Annotated in this window: 24 protein-coding genes and 1 tRNA gene; 14 read left to right on the forward strand and 11 right to left on the reverse strand. The window is 55.7% G+C overall.

Features of this window, described 5'->3' with window-relative positions; all coding sequences use genetic code 11:
* Window positions 1-11: 11 nt before the first annotated feature.
* From NMB39_RS14140 to NMB39_RS14150, 3 genes are all read left to right on the forward strand, one after another.
* Window positions 12-3,872, forward strand: a complete 3,861-nt coding sequence (locus NMB39_RS14140) for a TipJ family phage tail tip protein (protein WP_494339005.1) — start codon at window positions 12-14, stop codon at window positions 3,870-3,872.
* Window positions 3,873-4,178: 306 nt separating this feature from the next.
* Complete coding sequence (locus tag NMB39_RS14145) at window positions 4,179-5,057, forward strand: hypothetical protein (RefSeq protein ID WP_494339004.1); 879 nt, start codon at window positions 4,179-4,181, stop codon at window positions 5,055-5,057.
* 41 nt (window positions 5,058-5,098) lie between these two features.
* On the forward strand, window positions 5,099-6,268 hold the full coding sequence (locus NMB39_RS14150) for a phage tail fiber protein (protein WP_494339003.1): 1,170 nt from the start codon (window positions 5,099-5,101) through the stop codon (window positions 6,266-6,268).
* A gap of 91 nt (window positions 6,269-6,359) precedes the next feature.
* On the opposite strand, the gene NMB39_RS14155 is transcribed toward NMB39_RS14150, so the two are convergent.
* Window positions 6,360-7,430, reverse strand: coding sequence for an acyltransferase family protein (locus tag NMB39_RS14155; RefSeq protein ID WP_494339002.1), 1,071 nt, complete (start codon window positions 7,428-7,430; stop codon window positions 6,360-6,362).
* 181 nt (window positions 7,431-7,611) lie between these two features.
* On the opposite strand from NMB39_RS14155, the gene NMB39_RS14160 reads away from it, so the two are divergent.
* From NMB39_RS14160 to NMB39_RS14170, 3 genes are all read left to right on the forward strand, one after another.
* The gene (locus tag NMB39_RS14160) at window positions 7,612-8,163 is read left to right on the forward strand and encodes a glycoside hydrolase family 19 protein (RefSeq protein ID WP_494339001.1); all 552 of its coding nucleotides are present in this window, start codon (window positions 7,612-7,614) and stop codon (window positions 8,161-8,163) included.
* Entirely contained in the window at window positions 8,160-8,675 is a 516-nt protein-coding gene (locus tag NMB39_RS14165) for a lysis system spanin subunit (RefSeq protein WP_494339000.1), read from the forward strand. The genes NMB39_RS14160 and NMB39_RS14165 overlap by 4 nt, the downstream gene beginning before the upstream one ends.
* 66 nt (window positions 8,676-8,741) lie before the next feature.
* The gene (locus NMB39_RS14170; protein WP_494338999.1) at window positions 8,742-9,536 is read left to right on the forward strand and encodes a DNA adenine methylase; all 795 of its coding nucleotides are present in this window, start codon (window positions 8,742-8,744) and stop codon (window positions 9,534-9,536) included.
* Here the strand turns inward: NMB39_RS14170 and NMB39_RS14175 are convergent.
* Window positions 9,533-10,213: an SOS response-associated peptidase family protein gene (locus tag NMB39_RS14175; protein WP_494338998.1), complete on the reverse strand. Its 681-nt coding sequence runs from the start codon at window positions 10,211-10,213 to the stop codon at window positions 9,533-9,535. The two genes, NMB39_RS14170 and NMB39_RS14175, sit on opposite strands and share 4 nt — an antisense overlap.
* Window positions 10,214-10,296: 83 nt before the next feature.
* On the opposite strand from NMB39_RS14175, the gene NMB39_RS14180 reads away from it, so the two are divergent.
* Window positions 10,297-10,506, forward strand: a complete 210-nt coding sequence (locus NMB39_RS14180) for a hypothetical protein (RefSeq protein ID WP_494338997.1) — start codon at window positions 10,297-10,299, stop codon at window positions 10,504-10,506.
* Here NMB39_RS14180 and NMB39_RS14185 read toward each other — a convergent pair.
* Window positions 10,485-10,850 (reverse strand): hypothetical protein, encoded by a 366-nt coding sequence (locus tag NMB39_RS14185; protein ID WP_494338996.1) that lies wholly within the window; start codon window positions 10,848-10,850, stop codon window positions 10,485-10,487. The two genes, NMB39_RS14180 and NMB39_RS14185, sit on opposite strands and share 22 nt — an antisense overlap.
* 92 nt (window positions 10,851-10,942) lie before the next feature.
* On the reverse strand, window positions 10,943-11,152 hold the full coding sequence (locus NMB39_RS14190; RefSeq protein WP_494338995.1) for a hypothetical protein: 210 nt from the start codon (window positions 11,150-11,152) through the stop codon (window positions 10,943-10,945).
* Between the two features lie 649 nt (window positions 11,153-11,801).
* Between NMB39_RS14190 and NMB39_RS14195 the strand changes: the two genes are divergently transcribed.
* Complete coding sequence (locus NMB39_RS14195) at window positions 11,802-14,687, forward strand: beta strand repeat-containing protein (RefSeq protein ID WP_494343367.1); 2,886 nt, start codon at window positions 11,802-11,804, stop codon at window positions 14,685-14,687.
* A 217-nt stretch (window positions 14,688-14,904) separates the two neighbouring features.
* Here the strand turns inward: NMB39_RS14195 and NMB39_RS14200 are convergent, their stop codons facing one another.
* The gene (locus tag NMB39_RS14200; RefSeq protein WP_494338994.1) at window positions 14,905-15,099 is read right to left on the reverse strand and encodes a hypothetical protein; all 195 of its coding nucleotides are present in this window, start codon (window positions 15,097-15,099) and stop codon (window positions 14,905-14,907) included.
* A 580-nt stretch (window positions 15,100-15,679) separates the two neighbouring features.
* On the opposite strand from NMB39_RS14200, the gene NMB39_RS14205 reads away from it, so the two are divergent.
* Window positions 15,680-15,823 carry a hypothetical protein gene (locus NMB39_RS14205; protein WP_420902467.1) on the forward strand — a complete coding sequence of 48 codons (144 nt, stop codon included), beginning with the start codon at window positions 15,680-15,682 and terminating at the stop codon, window positions 15,821-15,823.
* Between the two features lie 46 nt (window positions 15,824-15,869).
* Here NMB39_RS14205 and NMB39_RS14210 read toward each other — a convergent pair whose 3' ends face one another.
* On the reverse strand, window positions 15,870-16,649 hold the full coding sequence (locus NMB39_RS14210; RefSeq protein WP_494338993.1) for a hypothetical protein: 780 nt from the start codon (window positions 16,647-16,649) through the stop codon (window positions 15,870-15,872).
* Between the two features lie 374 nt (window positions 16,650-17,023).
* On the opposite strand from NMB39_RS14210, the gene NMB39_RS14215 reads away from it, so the two are divergent.
* Together NMB39_RS14215 and umuC are read left to right on the forward strand one after the other, a co-directional pair.
* Window positions 17,024-17,449, forward strand: coding sequence for a LexA family protein (locus tag NMB39_RS14215; RefSeq protein ID WP_034135895.1), 426 nt, complete (start codon window positions 17,024-17,026; stop codon window positions 17,447-17,449).
* The gene (gene umuC / locus NMB39_RS14220; RefSeq protein ID WP_494338992.1) at window positions 17,442-18,716 is read left to right on the forward strand and encodes a translesion error-prone DNA polymerase V subunit UmuC; all 1,275 of its coding nucleotides are present in this window, start codon (window positions 17,442-17,444) and stop codon (window positions 18,714-18,716) included. Before NMB39_RS14215 ends, umuC begins: the two co-directional genes overlap by 8 nt.
* Window positions 18,717-18,719: 3 nt before the next feature.
* Here the strand turns inward: umuC and NMB39_RS14225 are convergent, their stop codons facing one another.
* Together NMB39_RS14225 and NMB39_RS14230 are read right to left on the reverse strand one after the other, a co-directional pair.
* Window positions 18,720-18,929 (reverse strand): hypothetical protein, encoded by a 210-nt coding sequence (locus NMB39_RS14225; protein WP_034135893.1) that lies wholly within the window; start codon window positions 18,927-18,929, stop codon window positions 18,720-18,722.
* Between the two features lie 162 nt (window positions 18,930-19,091).
* Window positions 19,092-19,178, reverse strand: a tRNA-Leu gene (locus NMB39_RS14230).
* Between the two features lie 224 nt (window positions 19,179-19,402).
* On the opposite strand from NMB39_RS14230, the gene NMB39_RS14235 reads away from it, so the two are divergent.
* Both NMB39_RS14235 and NMB39_RS14240 read left to right on the forward strand, forming a co-directional pair.
* On the forward strand, window positions 19,403-19,879 hold the full coding sequence (locus tag NMB39_RS14235; RefSeq protein ID WP_057023952.1) for a hypothetical protein: 477 nt from the start codon (window positions 19,403-19,405) through the stop codon (window positions 19,877-19,879).
* A gap of 93 nt (window positions 19,880-19,972) precedes the next feature.
* Window positions 19,973-20,179 carry a hypothetical protein gene (locus tag NMB39_RS14240; RefSeq protein WP_057023951.1) on the forward strand — a complete coding sequence of 69 codons (207 nt, stop codon included), beginning with the start codon at window positions 19,973-19,975 and terminating at the stop codon, window positions 20,177-20,179.
* A 138-nt stretch (window positions 20,180-20,317) separates the two neighbouring features.
* On the opposite strand, the gene NMB39_RS14245 is transcribed toward NMB39_RS14240, so the two are convergent.
* Complete coding sequence (locus NMB39_RS14245; RefSeq protein ID WP_494340590.1) at window positions 20,318-20,845, reverse strand: DinB family protein; 528 nt, start codon at window positions 20,843-20,845, stop codon at window positions 20,318-20,320.
* A gap of 127 nt (window positions 20,846-20,972) precedes the next feature.
* On the opposite strand from NMB39_RS14245, the gene NMB39_RS14250 reads away from it, so the two are divergent.
* On the forward strand, window positions 20,973-21,668 hold the full coding sequence (locus NMB39_RS14250; protein WP_046072468.1) for a tellurite resistance TerB family protein: 696 nt from the start codon (window positions 20,973-20,975) through the stop codon (window positions 21,666-21,668).
* Here NMB39_RS14250 and NMB39_RS14255 read toward each other — a convergent pair.
* Entirely contained in the window at window positions 21,665-22,486 is an 822-nt protein-coding gene (locus NMB39_RS14255; RefSeq protein ID WP_494338991.1) for a PA4824 family protein, read from the reverse strand. The genes NMB39_RS14250 and NMB39_RS14255 overlap by 4 nt on opposite strands.
* 18 nt (window positions 22,487-22,504) lie before the next feature.
* Window positions 22,505-22,852, reverse strand: a complete 348-nt coding sequence (locus NMB39_RS14260; protein WP_057023948.1) for an SLOG family protein — start codon at window positions 22,850-22,852, stop codon at window positions 22,505-22,507.
* Window positions 22,853-22,908: the final 56 nt, after the last annotated feature.

Consider the following 22,908-nt stretch of genomic DNA (forward strand, 5'->3'; position numbering starts at 1 on the left):
TGGAGAAAAAGATGGGCGACGACAGCAAGATCGACATCCACGGCGCCAAGGGCGGCGAGGAGAAACCAAAAACGCCGACAGAAGCCCCGGATAGTCTGCGCTCGGTCGCCATCGCCAAAATGCTGATCGCCGTGGGCGAGGGTGAGTTCGAAGGGACGCCAACGGCCCGTGACATCTACCTCGACAACACTCCGCTGCAAGACCCCCAGGGGAACATGAACTTCCCGAACGTGAAGTGGGAGTGGCGCACCGGGGCCGTGGACCAGACCTATATCCAGGGAATCCCGTCGGTCGAGAACGAGACCACCATCAGCACCGAGCTGCGCAGCGGTACACCCTGGATTAGGGCGATCAATAACACCCAGCTTTCCGCCGTGCGCGTACGCTTTGCCTGGCCAGCGCTCCAGTCCGTAGACGCCGGGGGCAACATCAATGGGTACAGGATCGAATACAAGGTTGAGCTGGCCACTGATGGGGGCGCATACCAGCAGGTGCTGAGCGAGGCTGTCGATGGCAAGACCACCAGTGTGTACGAGCGCACGCGCCGTATCGACTTACCCAAAGCCACGACCGGCTGGCTGATGCGTATCACCCGCATCACGCTCAACCAGAACAACAACAAAATCTCGGACACCATGCAGATCGCCGGATTTACCGAGGTGATCGACGCGAAGATCCGCTACCCGAATACCGCACTGCTCTACATTGAGTTCTCAGCCGAACAGTTCCGCAGCATCCCGGCCGTGACGGTCGAGACCAAGCTGAAGAAGATGCAGGTGCCGAGCAACTACGACCCTGTGTCGCGTTCGTACAGTGGCGTTTGGGACGGTACCTTCAAGCAGGCATGGACCGACAACCCTGTCTGGATGACCTACGACATCACCACCGCTGACCGATTCGGCCTTGGTCGGCGCATCAAGCCATGGATGGTGGACAAGTGGGAGCTGTACCGGATCTCGCAATACTGCGACCAGTTGGTGCCGGACGGAAAGGGTGGCCAGGAGCCGCGCTTCATCTGCAGCTTGAATCTGCAAAGCAAAGCCGACGCCTGGTCACTGCTGCGTGACATCTCGGCGATCTACCGAGGCATGACCTACTGGGCCCAGGGCCAGGTCTTCACCCTGTCGGATATGCCGCGTGCCACTGACTTCGACTTCGCCTATACCCGGGCCAACGTCTTCGACGGCAAGTTCACCTACTCGAGCGCGTCTGAGCGCACCCGCTACACCCGTGCACTGGTCAGCTACGACAACCCGCTGAACAACTACGACACGGACGTCACCGCAGTGACAGACCAGAAGCTGCAGCGGCGCTACGGTGACAACCCGCTGGAGATCAGCGCTATCGGCTGCACCCGTGAGTCCGAGGCCCAGCGCCGCGGTAAGTGGGCGTTGCTGACTAACTCCAAGGACCGGGCCGTAACGTTCAAGGTCGGCTTGGACGGCCGTATTCCGCTGCCTGGTTACGTGATCCCAATTGCTGACGAACTGCTGGCTGGCCGGCCCGTGGGCGGGCGTATCTCTGCGGTAAACGGCAAGGTCATCAAGCTGGATCGCGACACCCGGGCCAAGCCCGGCGACCGGCTGATCCTCAACCTGCCAGACGGCAAGTGTGAGGGGCGCACCGTGCAACTGGTCAGTGGCCGGCAGGTTACGGTTACCGTGGCTTACTCCGTGACGCCTGAGCCGGAACTGGTCTGGGCATTGGATGCTGACGACTTGGCCATCCCACAATACCGAGTGGTCAGCGTGGCCCGGCCAGAGCCTGGCGTGTTCGAAATCTCGGCTGTTCAGTACGACCCGAGCAAGTTTGCGCACATTGATACGGGAGCTCGTCTGGAAGAGCGCCCGATCAGCGTTATCCCGATCACCGTGGTACCGCCGCCGGCCAGCGTCACCCTGACGTCGAGTTACGCGGTGAACCAGGGTATTGCCATCAGCACCATGAATATCTCGTGGCCCGTTGTTGCTGGCGCCGTCGCCTACGACGTGGAGTGGCGCAAGGACAGCGGCAACTGGATCAAGGTGCAGCGCACAGGCTCAACGAGCGTGGACGTCACCGGCATCTACTCAGGTGCTTACCTGGCCCGGGTACGTGCGGTGAGTGCGTTCGAAATCTCGTCGATATGGAAGAACTCCAGCCTGACCAACCTGGAAGGCAAGACCGGCCTGCCGCCGGCGGTGTCGTTCCTGACCACTACCAGCCTGATCTACGGCATCGGGATTCAATGGGGATTCCCACCAGGTGCCGAGGACACGCAGCGGACGGAACTCTGGTACAGCGAATCGGCAGACCTGACGACCGCGATAAAGCTGAGCGACTTCAGCTACCCGCAGGCCTCGCACGAAATGCACAGCCTGTTGGCAGGGGCGAGTCTGTTCTTCTGGGCGCGCCTGGTCGACCGGACTGGCAACGTAGGCCCGTTCTTCCCTGTACCCGGCGCCGTCAACGGTCAGGCCAGCAGCAAGCAGAGCGATTATGAGGCGTACTACGCCGAGAAGATCGGCAAGGGCGCCCTGTACCAGAGTCTGCGGGAAGAGATCGAGCTGATCACCGGCGACGGCCCAGGCTCAGTAAATGAACGCCTCGAGGAAGCCAAGCAGGAACTGGAAGATCTGATCAAGCAGGTAAGCGATGCGCTCGCCTACGATCCTGCGAAGCCTTATCTGAAGGGTGACATAGTCCGGCTTGATCAACGTCTCTACCAAGCAAAAGGCCCGGTGCCCGTGGGAGAGGCGCCGCCCGACACGGACTATTGGACAGACATCGGCACCATCCTGGAAACAGCGAACGCGCTGGCATCCCAGGTGCAGATCATCGAGACAAAGATCGAGGAACTCGACGGCCAAATCGTGGCTACTGCTACCTCGGTAGAGGCGTTGCGCTCCGCTGCTCGCGGTGGTGACGGCGCCGGCGATCTGGCTGACGCGATTAAAGGATGGACGTCCACAGCAGATCTTGCTGTCGAGCGAAAAACCCGAGCCAGCGAAAACGATGCAATGGCCCAGCAGCTGCTCACCCTGGGCGCGCAGGTCGGCGACAACAAGTCATCGCTGACTGTTCTGGAGCAGGTGGTTGCATCGAACCGCGAGACGTCCGCAGCGCAGATCACCAAACTGAACAGCGATCTGTCGGCGGTCGATCAAAAGGCAAACGGCACTGCTCAAGCGCTCACCAGCCTTGATACAAAAGTCACCAACCTGGACGGGAAGATCATCTCTCAGGCGTCCAGCAATGAAGCGCTGCGGGCTTCCGTTCGTGGGGACGATGGTTCTGGCGACTTGGCGGGCGCTCTCAAGGCATGGGAGTCCACCGCAGCCATCAGCACCGAGAAGAAGGTGCGCGCATCTGAAATCGAGGCCCAGGCCAAGGTTTCCGAAACGCTGCAGTCGAGCATCGGAGAAACGAGTGCATCCGTAAGATCGGTGAGCGAGACAGTGGTTGGTCTCGACAATAAGGTTTCTGCCCAGGTCACGCTACAGGCGCAAACCATCGTCGGCGGCAAGCGAGTTACTACCGGTCTCGCCTTCGGCTCAAACGGGTCGCAGTCGGAGTTCCTTATCATGGCTCAACGGATGGCGGTCGTGAACGAGATCGACGGCAAGGTTGATCCGATGTTTGTCATTGAAAACGGCCAAGCCATATTTAATACAGCGATTATCAGCAAGGCATTTATTGAGCAGATAGTTCTCGGTATGAGTCTGCGCTCAGCTGCTGTAGACGCTTATGGAAACCCGCTGATTGAGCTGAATATGGCAACAGGCTCGTTCGCTCTGCGCGGTGTCAAGGATGGCAATACGTCGGTGCTTAATAGCAGCGGTATAAAATTCACTTATGCCAATGGTGTCGATGGCATTGACTTGAGTCTTTAAAATGGTCGGACTAGTAATTAGGGATAAAAATACCGGCGCCGTCAGAATTGATATGACAACTTTCATAAGCCAGACGACTGGCTCAGTAGAGACGAACGGGCAGGACGGGCAGATCCAAATTCCAGCACCGCCAGCGGGTCGGACATTGTTCTTTACAGTGTCGCCGCTTGTGGATTTGCAAATGGATAAAGGGAAGCGGCCAGGCGTTGTTTTAAGCGGTACAGCCCTATCCTGGGTGTATTCGTACAATACAGCGGGGTGGGGTTTCTTCTCTGCGAACTGTCGCATTTCCTATGGGTATTACTGATGTCCAAAGCGAAACTTGTCGTAAAGAAGGCAGATGGAACGCTGCTCTATGATACGGGCAATATTAGTTACGGCTTAGTGAAGAGCGGATACTTATCTTACAATTCAAACTGGAGGAGGTGGCGGCTCAGGTTTATTAACGTGGATCCAAACTTAGCGAGCAGCTGGGGCGAGTCCGGCATTTCGGGAGATAACCAGTACGGATTTACAATCGATAATCCTCAGTCTCCTATAGTTTTTCTTGTCGGAAGAGGCACTGCCACTGGTGTTACCGTCTCCGGGAATACAACAACCTATCTGTATGCTGGAGCGACTACGGCAACCAAATACTACTGCTTTGACCTGATGCGGAATGATGGGCTGCCTAGCCCTTGGCTAAAAACGAGATCCGGAGACTCGGGGCAAATTACGTTCAACTCAAATCAAAACCCCATGAACGTTGTTGCTTCAATACGCGCACCCGATCCGGGGCCGCTGGATCGTTTCGGAAGACCAGCATTCACTTACATGGGAGGGAGAAACGAAAGGATTGCATTTCTATCACAAGCTGGTTCTGCGATAGCTCATAGTTTGGTTAATATTAATCTAGATGCGGGAACCGAATATGCCGCGTTCCTCCCTTGGAGCAGGTCTTGTGGGATTATTGATGCTAGTCCGTTTTCGGATGGTGGGGCGCCGATGGTTTATGGCATGACTGAGGGCGCCTTTGGAAGAATCGGGGGTATTAGTTTCTTCTTTGCCCCGCCAGGTAGGACTACCGAAGATTATTGGCCGACAACTAATACCGGTGTGGGCTATTCCTACATAAACCTGCCAACAAGTAGGTTTCCATCTGCCCTGGTTATCAAAACTGCGGGACTTCCATTTCCTTTTAACTGAATTCAGTAGATGCCCTGCATTTACTGATTTGGAGAGTAACTATGGCTTCTTGGTTTTCAGAAGGGTCCGTAACCGTTACAAACGGCAATGCCGTCGTAAATGGCGTCGGCACAAAGTTTTCAAACTGTCGGGCCGGTGACATGTTCGTTGGCCCAGATAACGGCATATATCAGGTGATCAATCCATCGAGCGATACCTCTGTCTCTATCTGCCCAGCGTATCGGGGCCCCACTTCAGCGGGCGCCGCATACGGAATTGTCCCTGTTAACGGTTACCCAAAGGCTTTGGCCGATGCAGTGAACCTGATGGTTCAGCAATGGGGCGCCACGCTAGCGGGGCTTGGCACTGTCTCGACTGAGAATGTCGTTCCGATTGCGAAAGGAGGAACGGGGGCAACCACGCAAGCCGCTGCCCGGGTGAATTTAGGTCTTGGATCCGTGGCAACTGCGGCTTTCGGGACTCAGAATGGGCAGGCCCTCACCGCTCCGATGCTTGGCCTTGGCGCGCGAGCGACCATTGGCAATAGCTCCATCTATACATCTATGAACGTTTGGGAAACCGGATTCGGCGTAATTGCAGATGGCACGCAATTTAGGCCTGTGACTTACGGCACGCTACTCAACCTGGCTTTTCCGGGGGAAGGAAACCTCGGGTCGCAGCTTTGGATGGGGACCTCACCAGGAAAAACCCTTGGATTCCGCAGTGGCGACTACGGTACAGAAAGCTTCAATTTCGTTTATCACACGGGCAATACCACTCGGGGCTCAGGCGGTGTGCTTTCTGCTGCCTCGCCAATCATGCGGATTGCCTGTGTGGCCACCAGCGAGCGCCGCGACCTTCAGGAAGAAACCTTCGCGCCTGCTGGTAAATGGGGAGTGGTGAACAGCGAGGCCCGCGGTGTCACCGTGGAGCGCGTTAGCGTGGGCGAATACAAGATTGCAGGAAGCCTTGGCTTGGCCTTTGAAGGGTGGCGAACCCAGGATCCATGCTCTCCTGATGGCGGTCGTACGCTGGGCGTTACCGAAAGCGAGCAGTCCGAAGATGGCACTGTGATCATCCGCCTTTTCAAGAAGCGCTGGACGCTATCCGACGATGGCGAAATGTTCCCTGGTAGAGGCGCGCCGATGGATGTGCCGCTGAACAGCTGGATCGATGTGCGGCTTGAAATGCCCAAGGTCGATACGCTGCCGCCCATGGATTCCCGCCAGTAGCTACACCCTGAACATTTCCGACACATTCGGAGACATGACTATTAAGTCGGCATCGTTCGAGCTTCACACTATTGAGATTTGAGTGAAAGCATCAGGTGTGTAAGGCTGGCTGGTGACGCGTTTTGATCCTGCGCAGAATTGCCGACCCAGCCTTTACCCCGTACATTTCCACGGTTTTGTAGGTGATATAGCAGAATATGAGTAAGGCTAGCGTGGTCAGCGGCAAGGCCACGCTAGGCCGTACCGTAATCATTGATACCGCCGAATAAATGTATCCCCATAGCCAGTTATGAAACAAATAGACTGAGTAGGTTAGTTCGGAAAGAAGTCCAACCACTTTATTTTCTAGCAGGAATTCTCGGCAGAAAAAGCATAAGAGAAAAATACCTACCGCCAGCGTTGCGTAGTTACTTTCCTTCCAGTTTGGCTGAAATTTTACCGTTAAAGCCAAGAACATAAATAGCATTAATATGATGGCTATGACGCTAACCGATCTATTTGCTAACGAATTCTGAGCGAGATAGATGCACGATCCGCATAGCAGAAACATCGCGTACATATTGAAATATCCGTTGCTCCATCCCATGCCGTTAGGGAACGCCGGGGCCGAAAAAAGCCCCCCGGCGATTGCAAGATACAGCACCGGTAAAGCCCACTGATTCTTCATGAGTCCCGATGCCTTGATCAGGAACATAAGCAGGTAAAAAGCTACCTCGATGCGCAATGTCCACTCCACCCCGACCAGGCCATATGGAGTGTTGAAGAAATCACCGATCAATAACATTCGCTGAATTATCGTTATTGCATCCGGAACTGCCGCGCCGCTTGCCGCGTGGAATGAAAGCTCCATAGCAACTGCAAAGATGTATAGCGGGTAGATGCGGAATATTCGCTTTAACAGGAAGTCGCCAGGTGCTTCACTTTGTAGCACGTGGGTGATGATGTAGCCAGAAGTCAAAAAGAATACGACGACTCCGGCAGCGCCGCCTTCGCAGAGTGGGAGAATAGCTTGTGCAAAAAGCCTGATGCTAACGTGTTGGTCCGGAGCTACTGCTAGCTGTGTAAGAAGGTCGATGAACTTATGGCCTATAAGAACGCTGACAAAAGCAAAAACCCGCATGTAATCCAAGAAGACAATGCGCTTCCTAATTGCGTCTGACATTTGTGAATCCTTTAATTTATTTTTTTTTTTGGCTGGGCGAGTTTTCGTTTCGCTTGCGTGCTGGTCGTTGCTTATGGCTGCGATTCTACAAGCGAACGCTGCCCTGTGTCATTGAAGGTGCTGAAAAAGCAATTTATTCGCCCGGCTAATGAGTCGGGCTTTTTTTCGCCTGGAGAAAAACATGTCGATCACTGAGCAGCAGTTGCTGCAGATCCTCCCGAACGCCGGCCGCAATGCCGGCGTTTTTGCGTCTGCGCTGGATCTGGCTATGGACAAATACCAGATCAATACCCGTCTACGAATGGCCGCGTTCATTGCCCAGGTCGGTCATGAGTCGGGCCAACTCCGCTACGTTCGGGAACTGGGCGGCGATCGGTACCTGAGTAAATACGACACTGGCACCCTGGCCAAGCGCCTGGGCAATACACCAGATGCTGACGGTGACGGCCAGAAGTACCGAGGTCGAGGGCTGATCCAGATCACTGGGCACGATAACTACCTGGCGTGCAGTAAGGCCCTGTTCGGTGATGACCGCCTGCTGCGCACCCCTGAGCTGCTCGAGCAGGCAGAGTGGGCGGCCAAGTCTGCCGCGTGGTTCTGGAACTCCCGCGACCTGAACAAGCTCGCTGACTCTGGGTCGCTCGAGATGATAACTCGGTGCATTAACGGTGGGCTCAATGGCCTGGCCGAGCGTGTTTCCTTCTATAACAAAGCGCTGGAGGTTCTGGCATGACGCCGGCACAGAAGCTTGTCGGCCTGGTGGTGCTGATCCTGCTGTTGATGTCCGGTGCCGCCGGCGTTACCTGGCAGGTTCAAGACTGGCGCATGGGCAAGAAGCTCGCCGAGCAGGCCGGCCTGCACAAGGACGACCTGGCCAGGATCATCATGGCCGCCGCCGCCCAGGTCAGCACCGAGCAGGAAAAACGCTTGGCTGCCGAACATCGCGCCACCAACGCCGACCAACAACACTCCAAGGAGTTATCCGATGCCCAGCGCAACCAAGCTCACCTGCGTGATCGCCTTGCTACTGCCGATGTCCGGCTGTCAGTCCTCATTGCCGAGGATTCAGCCAGTAGCTGCAACGTGCCTACCGCCACCGGCGCCGTCGGCGTGGTTCATGCAGCCCGTCGAGCCCAACTTGACCCAGCGCATGCTCAACGAATTATCGCCATCACCGATGCCGGCGACCAAGGATTGATCGCGTTGCGGGCGTGCCAGGCGTATGTCAGGGCCATTGCGCCCTGACCTACATTCCCGGTCGCAAAAATTAACATGACCCAATAAACACCCACTTTGCAAAGGATTGCAAAAATGACAAACCCTATCGTTCCATGGATGGGCGGCAAGCGTCGCTTGGCTGATCGCCTTATTCCTCTGTTCCCACCGCACGAGTGCTACGTTGAAGTGTTTGCTGGTGGTGCTGCGCTTTACTTCATGCGCCCTCAGGCCGCCCCGGTCGAAGTTCTCAACGATATTAATGGCGACCTGGTGACGTTGTACCGGGTCGTGCAGAACCACCTGGAGGAGTTCGTGCGCCAGTTCAAATGGGCGCTGAGCTCACGCCAAGTGTTTGAGTGGCAGAAGATGACCCGACCGGAAACCCTCACCGATATCCAGCGAGCTGCCCGTTTTTTCTACCTGCAGCACCATGCCTTCGCCGGGAAGGTCAGCGGCCAGACCTTCGGCACTGCCACTACGGGCCCGGCTATTAATCTGTTGCGGATTGAAGAGAACCTTTCCGCAGCCTGGCAGCGCCTTTCCGGAACCTATGTCGAAAACTTAGGATGGCTCGAATGCGCCGAGCGCTACGACCGGCCCCACACTTTCCACTACATGGACCCACCGTACTGGCAGACCGCAGGCTACGGGGTGGACTTTCCGTTCGAAAACTATGAGCGGATGGCCGACTTCATGCGCCGCTGCAAAGGCAAGGTCATGGTGAGTATCAACGACCATCCTGATATTCGGCGGGTGTTTGAAGGGTTCCACTTTGAAACGCTGGACATCCGCTACAGCACTACCAATCAGCGCCAGGGGAAAGCCGAGGTCAGCGGCGAGCTTGTGATCATGAATTGGAAACCTGCTGACCTCGGTGGGCTGTTTTAGGGTGCAGGCTGTATCAGGTTGGGCCCCTTGTTCCGCACATTGCCCACGGCCGTATCGACCTTGAACCACTCGAACATCTCGGACGGTTCACCCTGGTGAAGCACCATCTGCTCGGCACGCTCCTTGGGCGTGGCGGGATCCAACCATTCCCGGGCCAGGTCTGGCGTCAGCACCACGGGTCGGCGGTCGTGAATGTCCACCATGCCGCCCGCGCTGTCGGCGGTGATGATCACGAAGCCGTCATGCTCGCCTGGGCCTTCATCGGTATCCGGGAACTGGCCGATGGCAGCACAGAATATCGGTGCACCATCCCGCCGGCGGATGAGGTAGGGCTGCTTCTTAGGGCCACCTTCATCCACCCACTCAAACCAGTTGTCGATGGGCGTAATTGCACGATGCGGCCAGATCGCCCGGAAGAAGGGGCCGTGGGCGACTTTCTCCACGCGGGCATTGATGGGTGCTGCCCGGTCCTTCGCCCAGTGCGGCCGCCAACCCCAGCGCACCAAGTCAGCATATAGCAGGTCGCCCTGCAGGTGTAGCAGCGCAACCGCGGTCGTGGGTGCCACGTTGTACCGCTCAATTGGCTGATCACCCAAGGAGTTCGCCAGAGCGTTTGGCATGCTCAGCGCTGCAACGAAGTCATGGATGCCGCTGTACTGTGATAGTCGTCCGCACATAAGCATCTCCGCTCGTCGGCGCCAATGAACAGCCGGTCCCCGGCCAATCTCTACACTGTAGACACTGGTCCGAGGTATTCGTCATGGCGATCAACATTGAACAAGTCACCGCAATGGAGGCGTGGTTTGCGCTACGCAATGATCCCGCATTCATATCGGTCACTCCTGAGGAGCGCTACGAAACGCGGCTGGCCCTGGCGGACGACTTGAAGCAGCAGGGCCTAATTGATGATAACGAGTGGCGGGAGCTTACCGAGGAAGCCGTAGCAGCCTACGGGGATGAGCTTGGGTGAAGCTCATGCAGTGCTTTTAGCTCTGCCAGTAGCCGCTGATTTTCCCTGAACAGATAGTCCCTCTGCTCGGTAACAATCTTCACGCTTTGCACCGAGCCAAACGACTGCTGCTGTTCCAGCAGACTTATCTTATCCAGCGCATCGGCAAGCTTTCCTTCGGCGTCGGCCTTGCCTGTCATGAGCAGGTCATTCATCTGGACCAGGCCAGTGATGTTCGCCCGTGCTCGACTCAGCATGCGCTCTGTCTCCGCCAGTTCATCTACGAGGATTGAGCACTGATGCTGGTACATATCCAACGGAGTGGGGCAGCCGAGCCAATCATCGGTGTCCATGTCAACGTTCATAGCGTGAATCTCGGATACTGTATGTGCGTACAGTAATCTGGATTTAGTCAGGCGGAAGGTTTGAAGCGACGAACTGCAGGGTTACCCGACGATTAGTCGGGCGACATGAGGACTGCTAGAGTCAGTTTGATGAACTCTTCGTTCTCGTCGATGGTGTGCAAGGCGCCACGGATGTTCTCAGCCACATCGGCGGAGCCACGCTGCTCCACCCAGTTCGATAACTCCATGATGGAAGCCTCGAGGGCCAGCTGGTTTTCGTAGAGCTTTGAAAGCAGGGAAGGGATCAGATCTGAGTTCGGCATTGGTGCTCCTCCAGAGATTGAACAGCGTAGCATTTGGCACTGGGAGGCCCGCTCCAAAATTATAAATGTCCGGCTCAGAAAAAAGCGGTCTTTCGCCATTAGCTCCTTCGGGCCCGTAATGGCCGTTCGCGCTCCGTGCGAGATTCTGATTTAGCACGCGCCTGCTTTTGTTTGAGTGCGCTCTCAACGTTTCCTCTAATACGCTGGCGCTCTTATGTGCTACCAAGAGACGCTCCCGTATATAAGTGAGAGCGGCCCGCTCTATTTAATATTAAGTAACAATAAAACCATATTTGTTATTGGTCGTGGAGCCGCCTGCCACGGCCGATACTTACAATATCTGCAAAAACCTTATTGGTGTTGAGGCAGAACATTGAGTTTATTGAAGGATTTTTAATAAGTTCTTCGATCCTCTTTGTCCCTCAAGTCAAAGTGACTAATTGCAAGCGTCTGAAGTTTGTGGCCTATAAAATTACAATAGGCTGACACAGGGGGCTGAAAAAAAGAAGCAGCTTAGTGTTGTTGTTTTGTAAGGCGTCCAAGTCTGTCCTTCCATGAAATTATAAATAGTAATTTCGCATTCTTTAAGTGTTATTTTTTAAAAGCGGACGACGCTATTTCTTAGTAAGAATATCACGAGGATGTTGAAATGAATGATGTGAAGGTTTTAGTTTTACGTACCTGCTCCAATAACATGGGCGATCACTGCGGCCTTATCTGGCCCGTTTCGGGTGTCGTGGAATGCAAATTTTGGGAGCCTACGAGAAGGCTCGAGAATGGGCTGTCTGGCTTACTCTGGGGAAAGGGGGCGAGCGCCCAATTAAATATGCAAGCCGATGCTAGGTGGGTGGTCTGTGAAGTTGCGATTGACGATATTATTCGTCTTGATATAGAGGGGTGCGTTAAATTTCACCGTGCTGAAGTGGTTCATGTCGGAACACGAAATAGTGCTTTAGGGTACATTTCGAGTAACGTTTCAAACTATGCGTCATATTCAGCAGATCTGGTTGAGTCATTTGCTTTTCCTGAAGCGCGACCGGAAATGAACGAGGACTCTCTCAGGCCGCCTGCGGCTTCAGTTCAAACTCTGCAAACGCTAGAGACAGCTGTTTATGGCAGTACGCTCACCGGCGCGAATCAGAGTCAGCTCATCGCCGGTTATGGCAGTACTGAAACCGCTGGAGATCGCAGCACCCTGATTGCGGGATATGGGAGTACCGGAACTTCAGGTTCCGACAGTTCCATCATAGCCGGCTACGGCAGCACCCAAACCGCTGGAGAAGAAAGCTCGCTGACGGCGGGATATGGCAGCACGCAGACAGCTCAAGAAGGCAGCGATCTCACCGCCGGCTATGGCAGTACCGGCACCTCTGGTTCCAACAGTTCCATCATAGCTGGCTACGGCAGTACTCAAACTGCCGGGGGAGATAGCTCACTAACAGCGGGTTATGGCAGCACGCAAACGGCACAGGAAGGCAGCGATCTCACCGCCGGTTACGGCAGTACGGGCACCTCTGGTTCCGACAGTTCCATCATTGCCGGCTACGGCAGTACGCAAACTGCCGGGGGAGATAGCTCACTAACAGCGGGTTATGGCAGCACGCAAACGGCACAGGAAGGCAGCGATCTCACCGCCGGTTACGGCAGTACGGGCACCTCTGGTTCCGACAGTTCACTGATCGCCGGCTATGGCAGTACACAAACCGCTGGAGAAGAAAGCTCGCTGACGGCGGGTTATGGCAGTACACAGACAGCTCAGGAGGGCAGCGATCTCACCGCGGGCTACGGCAGTACGCAAACGGCGCAGGAAGGGAGTTCGCTTACTGCTGGCTACGGCAGTACCGGGACCGCTGGCCCGTACAGTTCTCTTATTGCAGGCTATGGGAGTACTCAAACCGCGGGTCATGAAAGCAAACTGACAGCAGGTTATGGCAGTACACAGACCGCTCAGGAAGGCAGCTCACTCACTGCGGGTTACGGCAGCACCTCAACAGCCGGCTATGACAGTACTCTCATTGCCGGATATGGCAGCACCCAAACCGCTGGTTACCGGAGTGTTCTGACAGCCGGGTATGGTAGTACCCAGACTGCTCAGGAAAGCAGTTCACTCACGGCTGGCTATGGCAGTACTTCAACAGCAGGTTTCAAGAGTTCTCTAATCGCAGGTTACGGTAGTACCCAGACGACGGGTTATGAAAGCACCCTGACTGCCGGTTATGGCAGTACTCAAACCGCCCAGGACAACAGCACCCTGACTGCGGGCTATGGCAGCACTTCAACAGCCGGCTACGAAAGCTCACTTATTGCTGGCTACGGAAGTACTCAAACGGCGGGCTACAAAAGCACACTGACTGCAGGCTACGGCAGCACTCAAACTGCCCAGGAAGAAAGCTCGCTCACCACTGGTTATGGTAGTACCTCAACCGCTGGCTATAGCAGTACTTTGATTGCAGGGTACGGAAGTACTCAAACGGCTGGCTACAACAGCAGTTTGACGACTGGTTACGGCAGTACGTCTACCGCCGGCTATGACAGCTCACTGGTCGCAGGTTATGGAAGTACCCTGATCGCGGGCTATGAGAGCACATTGACGGCAGGCTATGGCAGTACGCTGACCGCCCAAGACAGCAGTACGCTCACCGCTGGCTACGGCAGTACTGAAACAGCTGGATTTTCCAGCTCATTGATCGCAGGTTATGGCAGCACCCAGACCGCGGGCTACGAGAGCACGTTGACGGCGGGTTATGGTAGTACGCAGACGGCAGAGCGCGATAGCACGCTCACCGCCGGTTACGGGAGCACCGGAACGGCAGGCCAAGACAGCTCACTGATTGCGGGTTATGGCAGCACTTTGACTAGTGGCATTCGCAGCTTCTTGACCGCGGGTTACGGGAGCACTTTGATTAGCGGGCTTCGTAGCGTACTGACGGCGGGATATGGCAGTAGCTTGACGTCCGGAATGCACAGCAGCCTGACTGCCGGATACGGTAGCAACCAGATTGCGAGTCATCGGAGCTCACTGATTGCGGGCCATGAAAGCACCCAAATTGCTGGGCACAAAAGCATGTTGATCGCTGGCAAGGGTAGCTCGCAAACTGCGGGCTACCGCAGCACGCTGATAGCCGGCGCCGGTAGCATCCAGATGGCCGGTGAGCGAAGCAAGCTTATTGCTGGTAAAGACAGCACGCAGACTGCTGGCGACCGAAGCAAACTATTGGCTGGCAGCAACAGCTATCTCACCGCTGGAGATCGCAGCAAACTGACTGCCGGCGACGATTGTGTGCTCATGGCCGGAGACCGAAGCACGCTCACTGCCGGTAAGAATAGCGTTCTGACAGCGGGTGCCAGCAGCAGGCTCATCGGCAGTCTCGGCTCTACGCTGACTGGCGGGGAGAACTCAACACTGATTTTCAGATGCTGGGACGGGAAGCGCTATACCAACAAAGTAGTCAACACTGGCATAAACGGTGTAAAGGCTGATACACCGTATCAAGTAGATGAGCATGGAAACGTTGTGAATAAAGCAGAGGAGTAATTTGGTCGGCAGGACGCCGGGAGAAGGGTGAAAAGAGTTCCAAAACTAAAATCGCACCCCTTGTAGAATGCGGCCTGTAGCTTGCTCGGTGAAGACGAGTAATGGAACGCCTAAGACATTCAAGGCCGCAGCCCGCTTGCATTTGCATAGCGGTCTTGAAAACCGGCGAACGTTAATAGCGTTCCCAGGGTTCGAATCCCTGGTTTCCCGCCAAGATTTACACGAAAGCCCCGCGAATGCGGGGCTTTTGCGTTTCTGGAGGTCGGTCTACCGGGAATCTCTCTCCCTTCCAAACGGTTGCCCCGACTTCAAGGTCGTCGTTCTCGGCCAGTAGCTCATCAAAACTGTCGCAATTGACCAGCTCTTCATTGACTGACCAGGTTTCGTCGGGGATTGTGTTTTTTTCAGGCATGACTTCGTCCTTGCCGCTATAGCGGCTATCAAATTCATCGAGCGCAGAGGTATCGTTGCCTCCTTAGAAATGGAGGTGAGATGTGATCGTACATGGAATTGAATACCGTTTTTGCCGTGCTTCAAGCGTCGTCATAGGTCATGACGGCTTGGCTTTAGAGTGCTGGGAAGGCCAGAGGGCTCAGATGTTCGAGATCTTCCGGAATGACGAAACGCTGCGTTTCGAGGTCACCCTATTTGAGCCAAGTGTTCCCCTTGAATTGCTTGAATATGCTGTTCAAATTGCGCGGGATAGCCTCGGGGATTTTTGCCCATAGCCCCCGACTTAGGGTCATAGCGGCTGACTCATGGTTAAATGATGGGAATTCTTAATGGAGGGTGTGAGTTATGGACAACACAATCAAACGACCAATGTTCATTGTGGGCGCGTCACTGCTAGCCGTAGGCCTTGCCACCTCGATCCCCGGTTTCTGGATCCCTGGTATTGTCTTCATGGGCATTGGGATCTCCCAGAAGCCAAAGAACTGATAGCGTTACACAAACCACCGGCAAGAGGGGTCCAGCCCGACTGCGCGGCAGCCATCAGCTATTGCGGGAGCGAACCGGCGGTACGCACTGTACGGGTGGAGGTGCGGCCTTGGGCAGCCGCCGGGCTCAAGACATCCGACAGCTTGGCAGTTAAGGTTCGGGCTGTGCTAGCAGAGCGGCGGCAGCGGATTGGGTAAGAGCGGCACGTGTGGGTTTCAGTTGATACCTGCTTGGTCAACCGTCCTAAGGCGAGACTGAAGCATTATCTGTTTTCTGCTTGATCGAGTTTAATATTACGTCAACAGTGTGTGCCTCAGTAGTTCTTCCGTCACTTTTTTCTATAATTAATTTTGAACGCTCAGTATCGCCATACAGTTTATAGATGGCAGCTAAGAAAGCTTCAGCTTCACCAAATGGTGTGGCTTCGTAAGATTTTTCCGCGAACGAAATAATCATAGGTTTTACTTTTTGTGGGTCTTGGCGGCTCAGGAGGTCGGAGGCTTTAAGCCTATAAATGGCAGAGATTAAATTCTTGTCCGCAAAAACTTGGAATTCTGATTGTTTCCCTTCGGAAAGCTCATGGTTTATCTTGACTAAGAGTTTGTCCATAATGCCTATTGCTTTTTCGTGCTCTCCTTTAAAGTAGAGGGTCGTGGCACCAAGAAAAGCATAAGGGTTACTGTTTTCTTTATAGCATTTTTGAAATAAGCTAGCGTATTTTGCTCCTTCTTCCTTATTGTCGCTTATTGAGGCCAGGCCTAGCATTGAGCTGTAGATAGAGCATAGTTTGCTAATATCGGTTATGGTTTTTTCTTCTCTTAGTAGTAGGGTTCTTGCCTCGTTGTACTTTCCCTGCTCTATGAGTTTTGGGACGTCGTACATATCGAGGTTGTCATCAGTCAACGATGCGCTGGCGTTCGCATACATTAAACTGCTTATGAATAAGGCTGAAAGGCCTACTAAATATTTTATTGGCGCTGAGGTTGTTTTATTCATTAGCAGGCTACGATATAAGTTACTCATTATCACTTTTCCATTTCAATCGCAGTAGGGCTGTTTTTTTGGGAGGCGGCCGCGGCCCCTAATCATTTTCGCACTATCGCCATGACCAGTCGAAAACCCGAACTCGCCTGATTTTCGGGATTTTTATTCCCACCCCATCCGTCAATAAAAACCGGCGTGTCAGAAAGATATCACGTTGCCCACGGCCGTATTGACCTTGAACCACTCGAATACCTCGGTTGGCTCGCCCTGATGCAGCACCATGTCGCTACATTGTGAAAGCCTTGCGCACATAGGCACCGCTCCGTCTGTCGAAATCCCCTACAGAAAAATTGACCGCAAGCCGGCTGCAAAGTTAACTGTACATTCGTACAGTGTTTGTAGAAGGCTGCATCATGAGCTTTACCATTTTAGGTCCTATATCCGAGGGCGGCACGAAGCTGCCTTTCTGCTCGTTTCGTGTACCTGCTGGGTTCCCATCACCGGCAGCCGATCACATCGAGCAGCACATCTCATTGGATGAGGTCCTAAATATCAGGGCGCCACACGTCTATCTGATCGCGATTACTGGCGAAAGTATGCAGGGTGCGGGGATTTTTGAGGGAGACCTGGCAGTTGTGGATCGGTCAATTGAGCCGGCCCACGGACACGTCGTTGTAGCTCTTTTGAACAACGATCCTGTCTGCAAGCGCCTGTGCAAGCGCGGCAAAGAGGTGATTCTCTTATCTGAAAATCCGAAATACCCAGCGCGGTATGTATTGGAGGGTGACGAGCTATCGATCTGGGGTGTGATCACAAGCACGGTGCGCAGTCATGTCTAACGCGCCGGTCTTCGCACTGATTGACTGCAATAGCTTCTATGCAAGTTGCGAGCGTGTCTTCCGTCCGGATCTGGCAAAGGTGCCCATTGTGGTGTTGAGCAATAACGACGGTTGCGTCATTGCCCGGAGTTACGACGCCAAGCCTTTCATCAAGATGGGCGAGCCGTATTTCCAAATCAAACATAAGCTGAAACAGCATGGCATCGTTCCTTTCTCATCCAACTACGCGCTCTATGGCGACATGAGCGAGCGAGTGATGACCCTGATCGAATCGATGGTTCCTGCCGTTGAGATTTACAGTATCGATGAGGCGTTTGCTGACCTGTCGGGTATTTCCGAGCTGGATGCTTTGGGGCGTCAGATCCGGGCGCGGGTATTGCGCTGCACTGGCATACCGGTGGGAGTTGGAATAGCGAGCACCAAGACCTTGGCCAAGCTGGCCAACCACACGGCAAAGCGATTGCAAGCTCAAACCGGTGGTGTGGTGAACATCACCGATCCGGTCAAGCGCGATTGGGTCCTGCGTAATACTGACGTCTGCGAAGTGTGGGGCGTAGGCCGCAAAATGAAGCTCCACCTCGACGCCATGGGCATAAAGTCAGCGATGGACCTGGCCAGGGCAGATCCTCGGACGCTCCGTAAGAAATTCAGCGTAGTGATCGAAAAGACGGCGCGGGAGCTGGCCGGCACATCGTGTCTGGAACTTGACGAGCCCGACCCGCCCAAGCAAGAAATATTCTGCAGCCGGATGTTCGGCAAACGGCTGACCGATCTGCCGCCGATCAAGGAGGCGGTGGCCACCTACATGATGCGCGCCTCAGAAAAGCTTCGCGCCCAAAACTCACTTTGTAAAAAGGTCCGCGTCTGCATCCGCACAGGCATGTTCAACCCCGAGGAGGCGAAGTATGCCAACGGCGTGGTGGTCGATATGCCGTACCCCACCGATGACGTGCGCTTGCTCACGAAAGCCGCCGTCGATGCGCTCGACAGGATTTTCCGGCCGGGTTTCAAATACAGCAAGGCCGAGGTAATGCTGCTCAACCTGTGCCAGCCAGGCGAATACACCGATGATCTTTTTGCAATATCGCAGCCGACCGAGGCAACCCAGGTCATGACTGTCCTTGATCAGATCAATGAACGTTGGGGAAAGGGAACGCTTCGATCTGCCAGCGTACCTACCAACCCCGACTGGGGTATGCGTCGAGAGATGATGAGCCAGAGCTATACCACTAAGCTGGACCAACTCTGGACGGTGGCCTGCAAGTAGTGCTCATTCCTCCGTCATAAGGACAGCCAGCGACATTTTGATGAATTCTTCATTGTGGCCGATTGTGAAAAGGGCGCCTCGCACATTGTCTGCCACCTCGGCGGAGCCACGTTGCTCAACCCAATTTGACAGCTCCAGGATGGACGCTTCGAGGGCAAGTTGGTTTTCGTAGAGTTTGGAAAGCAGGGAAGGGATTAGGTCTGAGTTCGGCATCGTTGTTCCTCCGTGGAGCGAACAGCGTAGCAGGCAAATTATTGAGTTGGGAGATCGGTCGGCAGGACGCCGGAGGAAGGGAATTGCGGAGCGGCTTCTAAAATTGCGGAGCGGAAAAGATAAGGGCCTGCTCAGGTTTCCCTGGCAAGCCCTTGATATCTATGGTGCCCGAACCCGGAATCGAACCGGGACGCCCTTACGAGCGGGGGATTTTAAGTCCCATGCGTCTACCAGTTTCGCCATTCGGGCGGTAGCGCGGTGTAGCAGGGTTGGGAATATATAGATCCTGTCGCTTCGGCGCAACCTCGAAACACGCATTCGTGCACGAAGGTATGCATGAAAAAGCGTGGCAGATCAGTCATCTACATGTCTGCCGAGTTAAGTTCTGATCAATTTATGCGGCACAGGAACGAGCCTCATAAATGACAGTCATAGCGATATGCCATCCCGGCAAATTGCGAAGGAATCAGTTGATGCTCAGTGTCCGTAAGCATTCTTGGATGATGGCTTTTGGTGTAGCGGGGCTGCTGGGTTCGGCCATGGCCAGCCCGACGCAGGCGGCGAGTGCGGTGCGTTGGGGAGAGTTCAGTGCATCGTCGACAGATAGATTGACGGGCGCCTCGATAGAGGCTGGCAATACCTATGTGCTGAAATCGTCGAGTATTTCCATTGGCGATATCGAGACGTTGCAAGCGGCGCAAAAGCGTAGCGAGAGCGAGCTGCAAAGTCTGAAAACCAAAGTGGATGGTCAGGATCGGGCATTTGACGAGTTCAAGCGTAAGGACGGGTCGAGTTCAAGCAGCAGTGACAGTCAGCTGTCGAGTCTCAAGCGCACGGTGGATGAGCAGAAAAATACGATAGACCGGCAGAAAGGCGAGATCGACGGCCTTAAACGCAGCCTGGATGATCTGAAACGCAGCGTTGAGACGTTGAGCAACAAGGTGAAGTGACCTGGCCGTGCGACACGCGGTCAGTCACGGCGCCGAATGCGGGTGTAAGGTTGGAGCTGTAACGCCAGAAAATCTCAGGAAAGCGAGGTGACTATGAGCGCTTCAATGTTGAAAAAACTGCAACTCAATGGCTATGACATCGTGCAGGTCAACTTCGGGCCGTGGCGGGTGTGCACTCACAACGACAGGTTGGCGTCCTTCAATTCCCGCGAGCAGGCGCTGGCGTATGCTGCGGCGCTGCCGGGGTACAGGGCCCGTGCGAGGCGGGTGCCGGGGCAAGCCGTACCTCGCCCTCTGTAGGAGCGAGCTTGCTCGCGAAAAAACGTCAAGATAACGCGTGCTTCCTGAATGAGCGCAGTGTCTGTGAGTGTTTCGCGAGCAGGCTCGCTCCTACAAAAAGCCTTGACTGATCGGCATTAGCGCAAGCCTACGCCGCGCTCAATCAATCAGCGCCAGCAGGTCGGTAGTACCCACGTCCACCCCCGCCTGGGTCAGCAGTGTTGTCACCTGGCCCCGGTGGTGGGTCTGGTGGTTGAAGAAATGCACCAGCAGCCCGAAGAAGGGTTTCTCGGCGGCCACACCGCGCATGTTGTGGTAGCGCAGATGCTGGTCCAGATGGGACTCTTGCAGGCTGTAGGCCCAATCGATGATCAGTTGGTCCAGCCAGGCGCGATGGGCCGAGAGTTCACTAAGATCGACAAAGGCCAGTTGTTTGAGGTCGGCGGGGGTAGCGATGGCACTCAACGGCGCCAGTGCCGAAAAGTCAGCCGGATGCTCGGCAAAGCGCTTGAGCCAGACCGTGTCGCCCAGCATCAGGTGATTCAAAGTGCCGAGGATCGAGCCGAAGAACGCCTGCCGGTCCAGGATTAATTGCGCGTCGGTCAACGTGCCGGCGGCGTCATAGACCTTGCGGTTCATCCACTGGTTGTAGTTGGCCATCAGCGTGATCTGCTCGATGCGGTTCACCGATACTTTCTCCCTTGGCGGTGTAGTGGCGCCATCATAAAGCTTGCCCGCCCGGCGGTCATGGTGTTCCATCGCAGGCGGACTATGTTTGATAAACGCCACTTTTGCGCCCGGGGAGGGCGACACCATGAATACCAGCGATCTGTTGGAACAACTGTTGCGTGCAGGGCAGCAAGGCGGCGGCGCTTCGGGCGGCGGTCTGGGCGGGTTGCTCGGTGGTTTATTGAAGGGCACCAGTGCCGGTGGTGCTGCAGCTGGCGGTGGCTTGGGTGGCTTGCTGGGTGGCCTGGGTGGCTTGTTGGGCGGTGCACCGGCCGGCGGCGGCACTCAGGCGCGTAAAAGCGGCGGGATGAATTACGCGGCACTGGCGTCCCTGGGGATGGCGGCTTTCCAGGCCTATCAAGCCTGGCAACGCCAGCAGGCCACAGCCCCACAGCAGGCGATCCAGACCGTTGACCAGCTTGAAGGGGCGCAAGCCGAAGCCCATAGCCATGGCGTATTACGTGCGCTGATCGCGGCGGCCAAGGCCGATGGGGCTATCGATGCGCAAGAGCAGCAGATGATCTCTGCAGAGATCGGCCGCCATACCGACGACCCCCAGTTGCAGCAGTGGCTCGACGCCGAAGTCGCCAAGCCTCTGGATGCCTCGGATTTTGCCGAGTATGCCCATGACCCGGCGCTCGCCGCGGAGATTTACCTGGCCAGCGTGATGCTGGTCAATGATCAGCAGGACGCCGAGCGCAATTACCTCGACGATCTGGCCGGGCAGCTGCAAATCGATCCGCAGTTGCAGCTGCACCTGGAACAGCAGGCAAAAGCCTAGAACCTCAGCGTCGCCCCAGTGGTCAGCCACTGGGCGCGTTCCCCAATCAGGCTGCGCCCGACCACCACGTCCACATCGAACAGTTTGAAGATGTGGAATCGCGGCCCGGCCTGCCACGCTTGCTCACCGCCTGCCTGGCCGTAGCGTTCGGCGATCAGGGTCAGTCCCTCCGCCAACTGATATTCGAACCCCGTGCCCCAGGTCAGGCGATGCTGTTGCGCGCCGTCGTTATAGGCGTGGTTCCAGCCGGCATTCAGGTTCAGGCGCAATGCATCCATGGCCTGCCACGTCAACGGCAGGTTGAAGTCCGCGCCGTCGAATGCGTGCTGGCGATCCAGGGCAATGTGCGCCCCGGCGGCGATTGCCAGCTCCAGCCCCAGGTCTTCTCGCGACAGCAATTGTGCCTTCACCTGTGGGCTGACTTGAGTTTCGCCCGTTCCCGCGTCAGCGGCCCGCGATAACGTCGCGCCCCATTGCATCCATGGCATGGCGCTGAATGTACAAGCCGGCGACAGGGTGGCGTTATGGGTGCTGCCCGCGTGCCGATCGGCGCTGTACCAAGCGTCGACATTGCATTCGCCCGGGGCATTGATGGCGCCGTCATCGACCACGTAAGCACCACCTGCGGCATGGGCTTTGGAAAACAGCGCGATGAGCAAGACAGCGCCCAGGCTCACGCCGATAAAGATCAGGTTGCGCTGCAATGCACGGCGCTTGGCCGGTGGCAACAGCAGCAAAGTGTGGCGGGCACCGCGATAGTGGCGGGCACGGTATTTGGCAAAGCCGTCCTGCCGCTTTGGGGTGTGTTGTTTGTGCATGATGCACCTCGTTTGAATTCAGCTTTCTACAGTCAGCACCGAAATGCCGCGGGCTTTGGCCTGGCACACCAGCTCCAAGGTGTCGTCGCCACCGGGCAGGGCGATGATCACGTCGGGGCGGCTGTCGGCCAGCATGAAGTGGTTGCGCTGGCGTTCCGCCTGTTTGCCGTGGCGTTGCCAATTGGGTGGGTAACGCACCACGTCGATGCCGATGTCCCGCGCCCATTCCTCAATCTCGCTGCCGAGGAACTGGTTGCCGCCGTGAATCAATACCTGCACCGGGCGCAGGCGGTGGTAGGCGTCCAGCACATGGCGGGACTTCTTGGTGTCGGCGTAATGACGACCTGCACAGATCAAGACGCGCATAGGGAGCATCCTTGTATTGCACGGTGACGGCCGGGCGACCGCCACCGTTTGAACGG

The organism is Pseudomonas sp. FBCC-B545 (assembly GCF_059134095.1).

Bases quoted from the DNA above. Each gene is read 5' to 3' on its own strand.
- NMB39_RS14255 (WP_494338991.1), bottom strand. From the start codon at position 22,486: ATGCACAAACAACACACCCCAAAGCGGCAGGACGGCTTTGCCAAATAC.
- NMB39_RS14240 (WP_057023951.1), top strand. From the start codon at position 19,973: ATGAGCGCTTCAATGTTGAAAAAACTGCAACTCAATGGCTATGACATC.
- NMB39_RS14250 (WP_046072468.1), top strand. From the start codon at position 20,973: ATGAATACCAGCGATCTGTTGGAACAACTGTTGCGTGCAGGGCAGCAA.
- NMB39_RS14225 (WP_034135893.1), bottom strand. From the start codon at position 18,929: ATGCCGAACTCAGACCTAATCCCTTCCCTGCTTTCCAAACTCTACGAA.
- NMB39_RS14185 (WP_494338996.1), bottom strand. From the start codon at position 10,850: ATGAACGTTGACATGGACACCGATGATTGGCTCGGCTGCCCCACTCCG.
- NMB39_RS14160 (WP_494339001.1), top strand. From the start codon at position 7,612: ATGTCGATCACTGAGCAGCAGTTGCTGCAGATCCTCCCGAACGCCGGC.
- NMB39_RS14190 (WP_494338995.1), bottom strand. From the start codon at position 11,152: ATGCCGAACTCAGATCTGATCCCTTCCCTGCTTTCAAAGCTCTACGAA.
- NMB39_RS14145 (WP_494339004.1), top strand. From the start codon at position 4,179: ATGTCCAAAGCGAAACTTGTCGTAAAGAAGGCAGATGGAACGCTGCTC.
- NMB39_RS14140 (WP_494339005.1), top strand. From the start codon at position 12: ATGGGCGACGACAGCAAGATCGACATCCACGGCGCCAAGGGCGGCGAG.
- NMB39_RS14210 (WP_494338993.1), bottom strand. From the start codon at position 16,649: ATGAGTAACTTATATCGTAGCCTGCTAATGAATAAAACAACCTCAGCG.
- NMB39_RS14195 (WP_494343367.1), top strand. From the start codon at position 11,802: ATGAATGATGTGAAGGTTTTAGTTTTACGTACCTGCTCCAATAACATG.
- NMB39_RS14170 (WP_494338999.1), top strand. From the start codon at position 8,742: ATGACAAACCCTATCGTTCCATGGATGGGCGGCAAGCGTCGCTTGGCT.
- NMB39_RS14215 (WP_034135895.1), top strand. From the start codon at position 17,024: ATGAGCTTTACCATTTTAGGTCCTATATCCGAGGGCGGCACGAAGCTG.
- NMB39_RS14260 (WP_057023948.1), bottom strand. From the start codon at position 22,852: ATGCGCGTCTTGATCTGTGCAGGTCGTCATTACGCCGACACCAAGAAG.
- NMB39_RS14180 (WP_494338997.1), top strand. From the start codon at position 10,297: ATGGCGATCAACATTGAACAAGTCACCGCAATGGAGGCGTGGTTTGCG.
- NMB39_RS14200 (WP_494338994.1), bottom strand. From the start codon at position 15,099: ATGCCTGAAAAAAACACAATCCCCGACGAAACCTGGTCAGTCAATGAA.
- NMB39_RS14155 (WP_494339002.1), bottom strand. From the start codon at position 7,430: ATGTCAGACGCAATTAGGAAGCGCATTGTCTTCTTGGATTACATGCGG.
- umuC (WP_494338992.1), top strand. From the start codon at position 17,442: ATGTCTAACGCGCCGGTCTTCGCACTGATTGACTGCAATAGCTTCTAT.
- NMB39_RS14165 (WP_494339000.1), top strand. From the start codon at position 8,160: ATGACGCCGGCACAGAAGCTTGTCGGCCTGGTGGTGCTGATCCTGCTG.
- NMB39_RS14150 (WP_494339003.1), top strand. From the start codon at position 5,099: ATGGCTTCTTGGTTTTCAGAAGGGTCCGTAACCGTTACAAACGGCAAT.
- NMB39_RS14175 (WP_494338998.1), bottom strand. From the start codon at position 10,213: ATGTGCGGACGACTATCACAGTACAGCGGCATCCATGACTTCGTTGCA.
- NMB39_RS14235 (WP_057023952.1), top strand. From the start codon at position 19,403: ATGCTCAGTGTCCGTAAGCATTCTTGGATGATGGCTTTTGGTGTAGCG.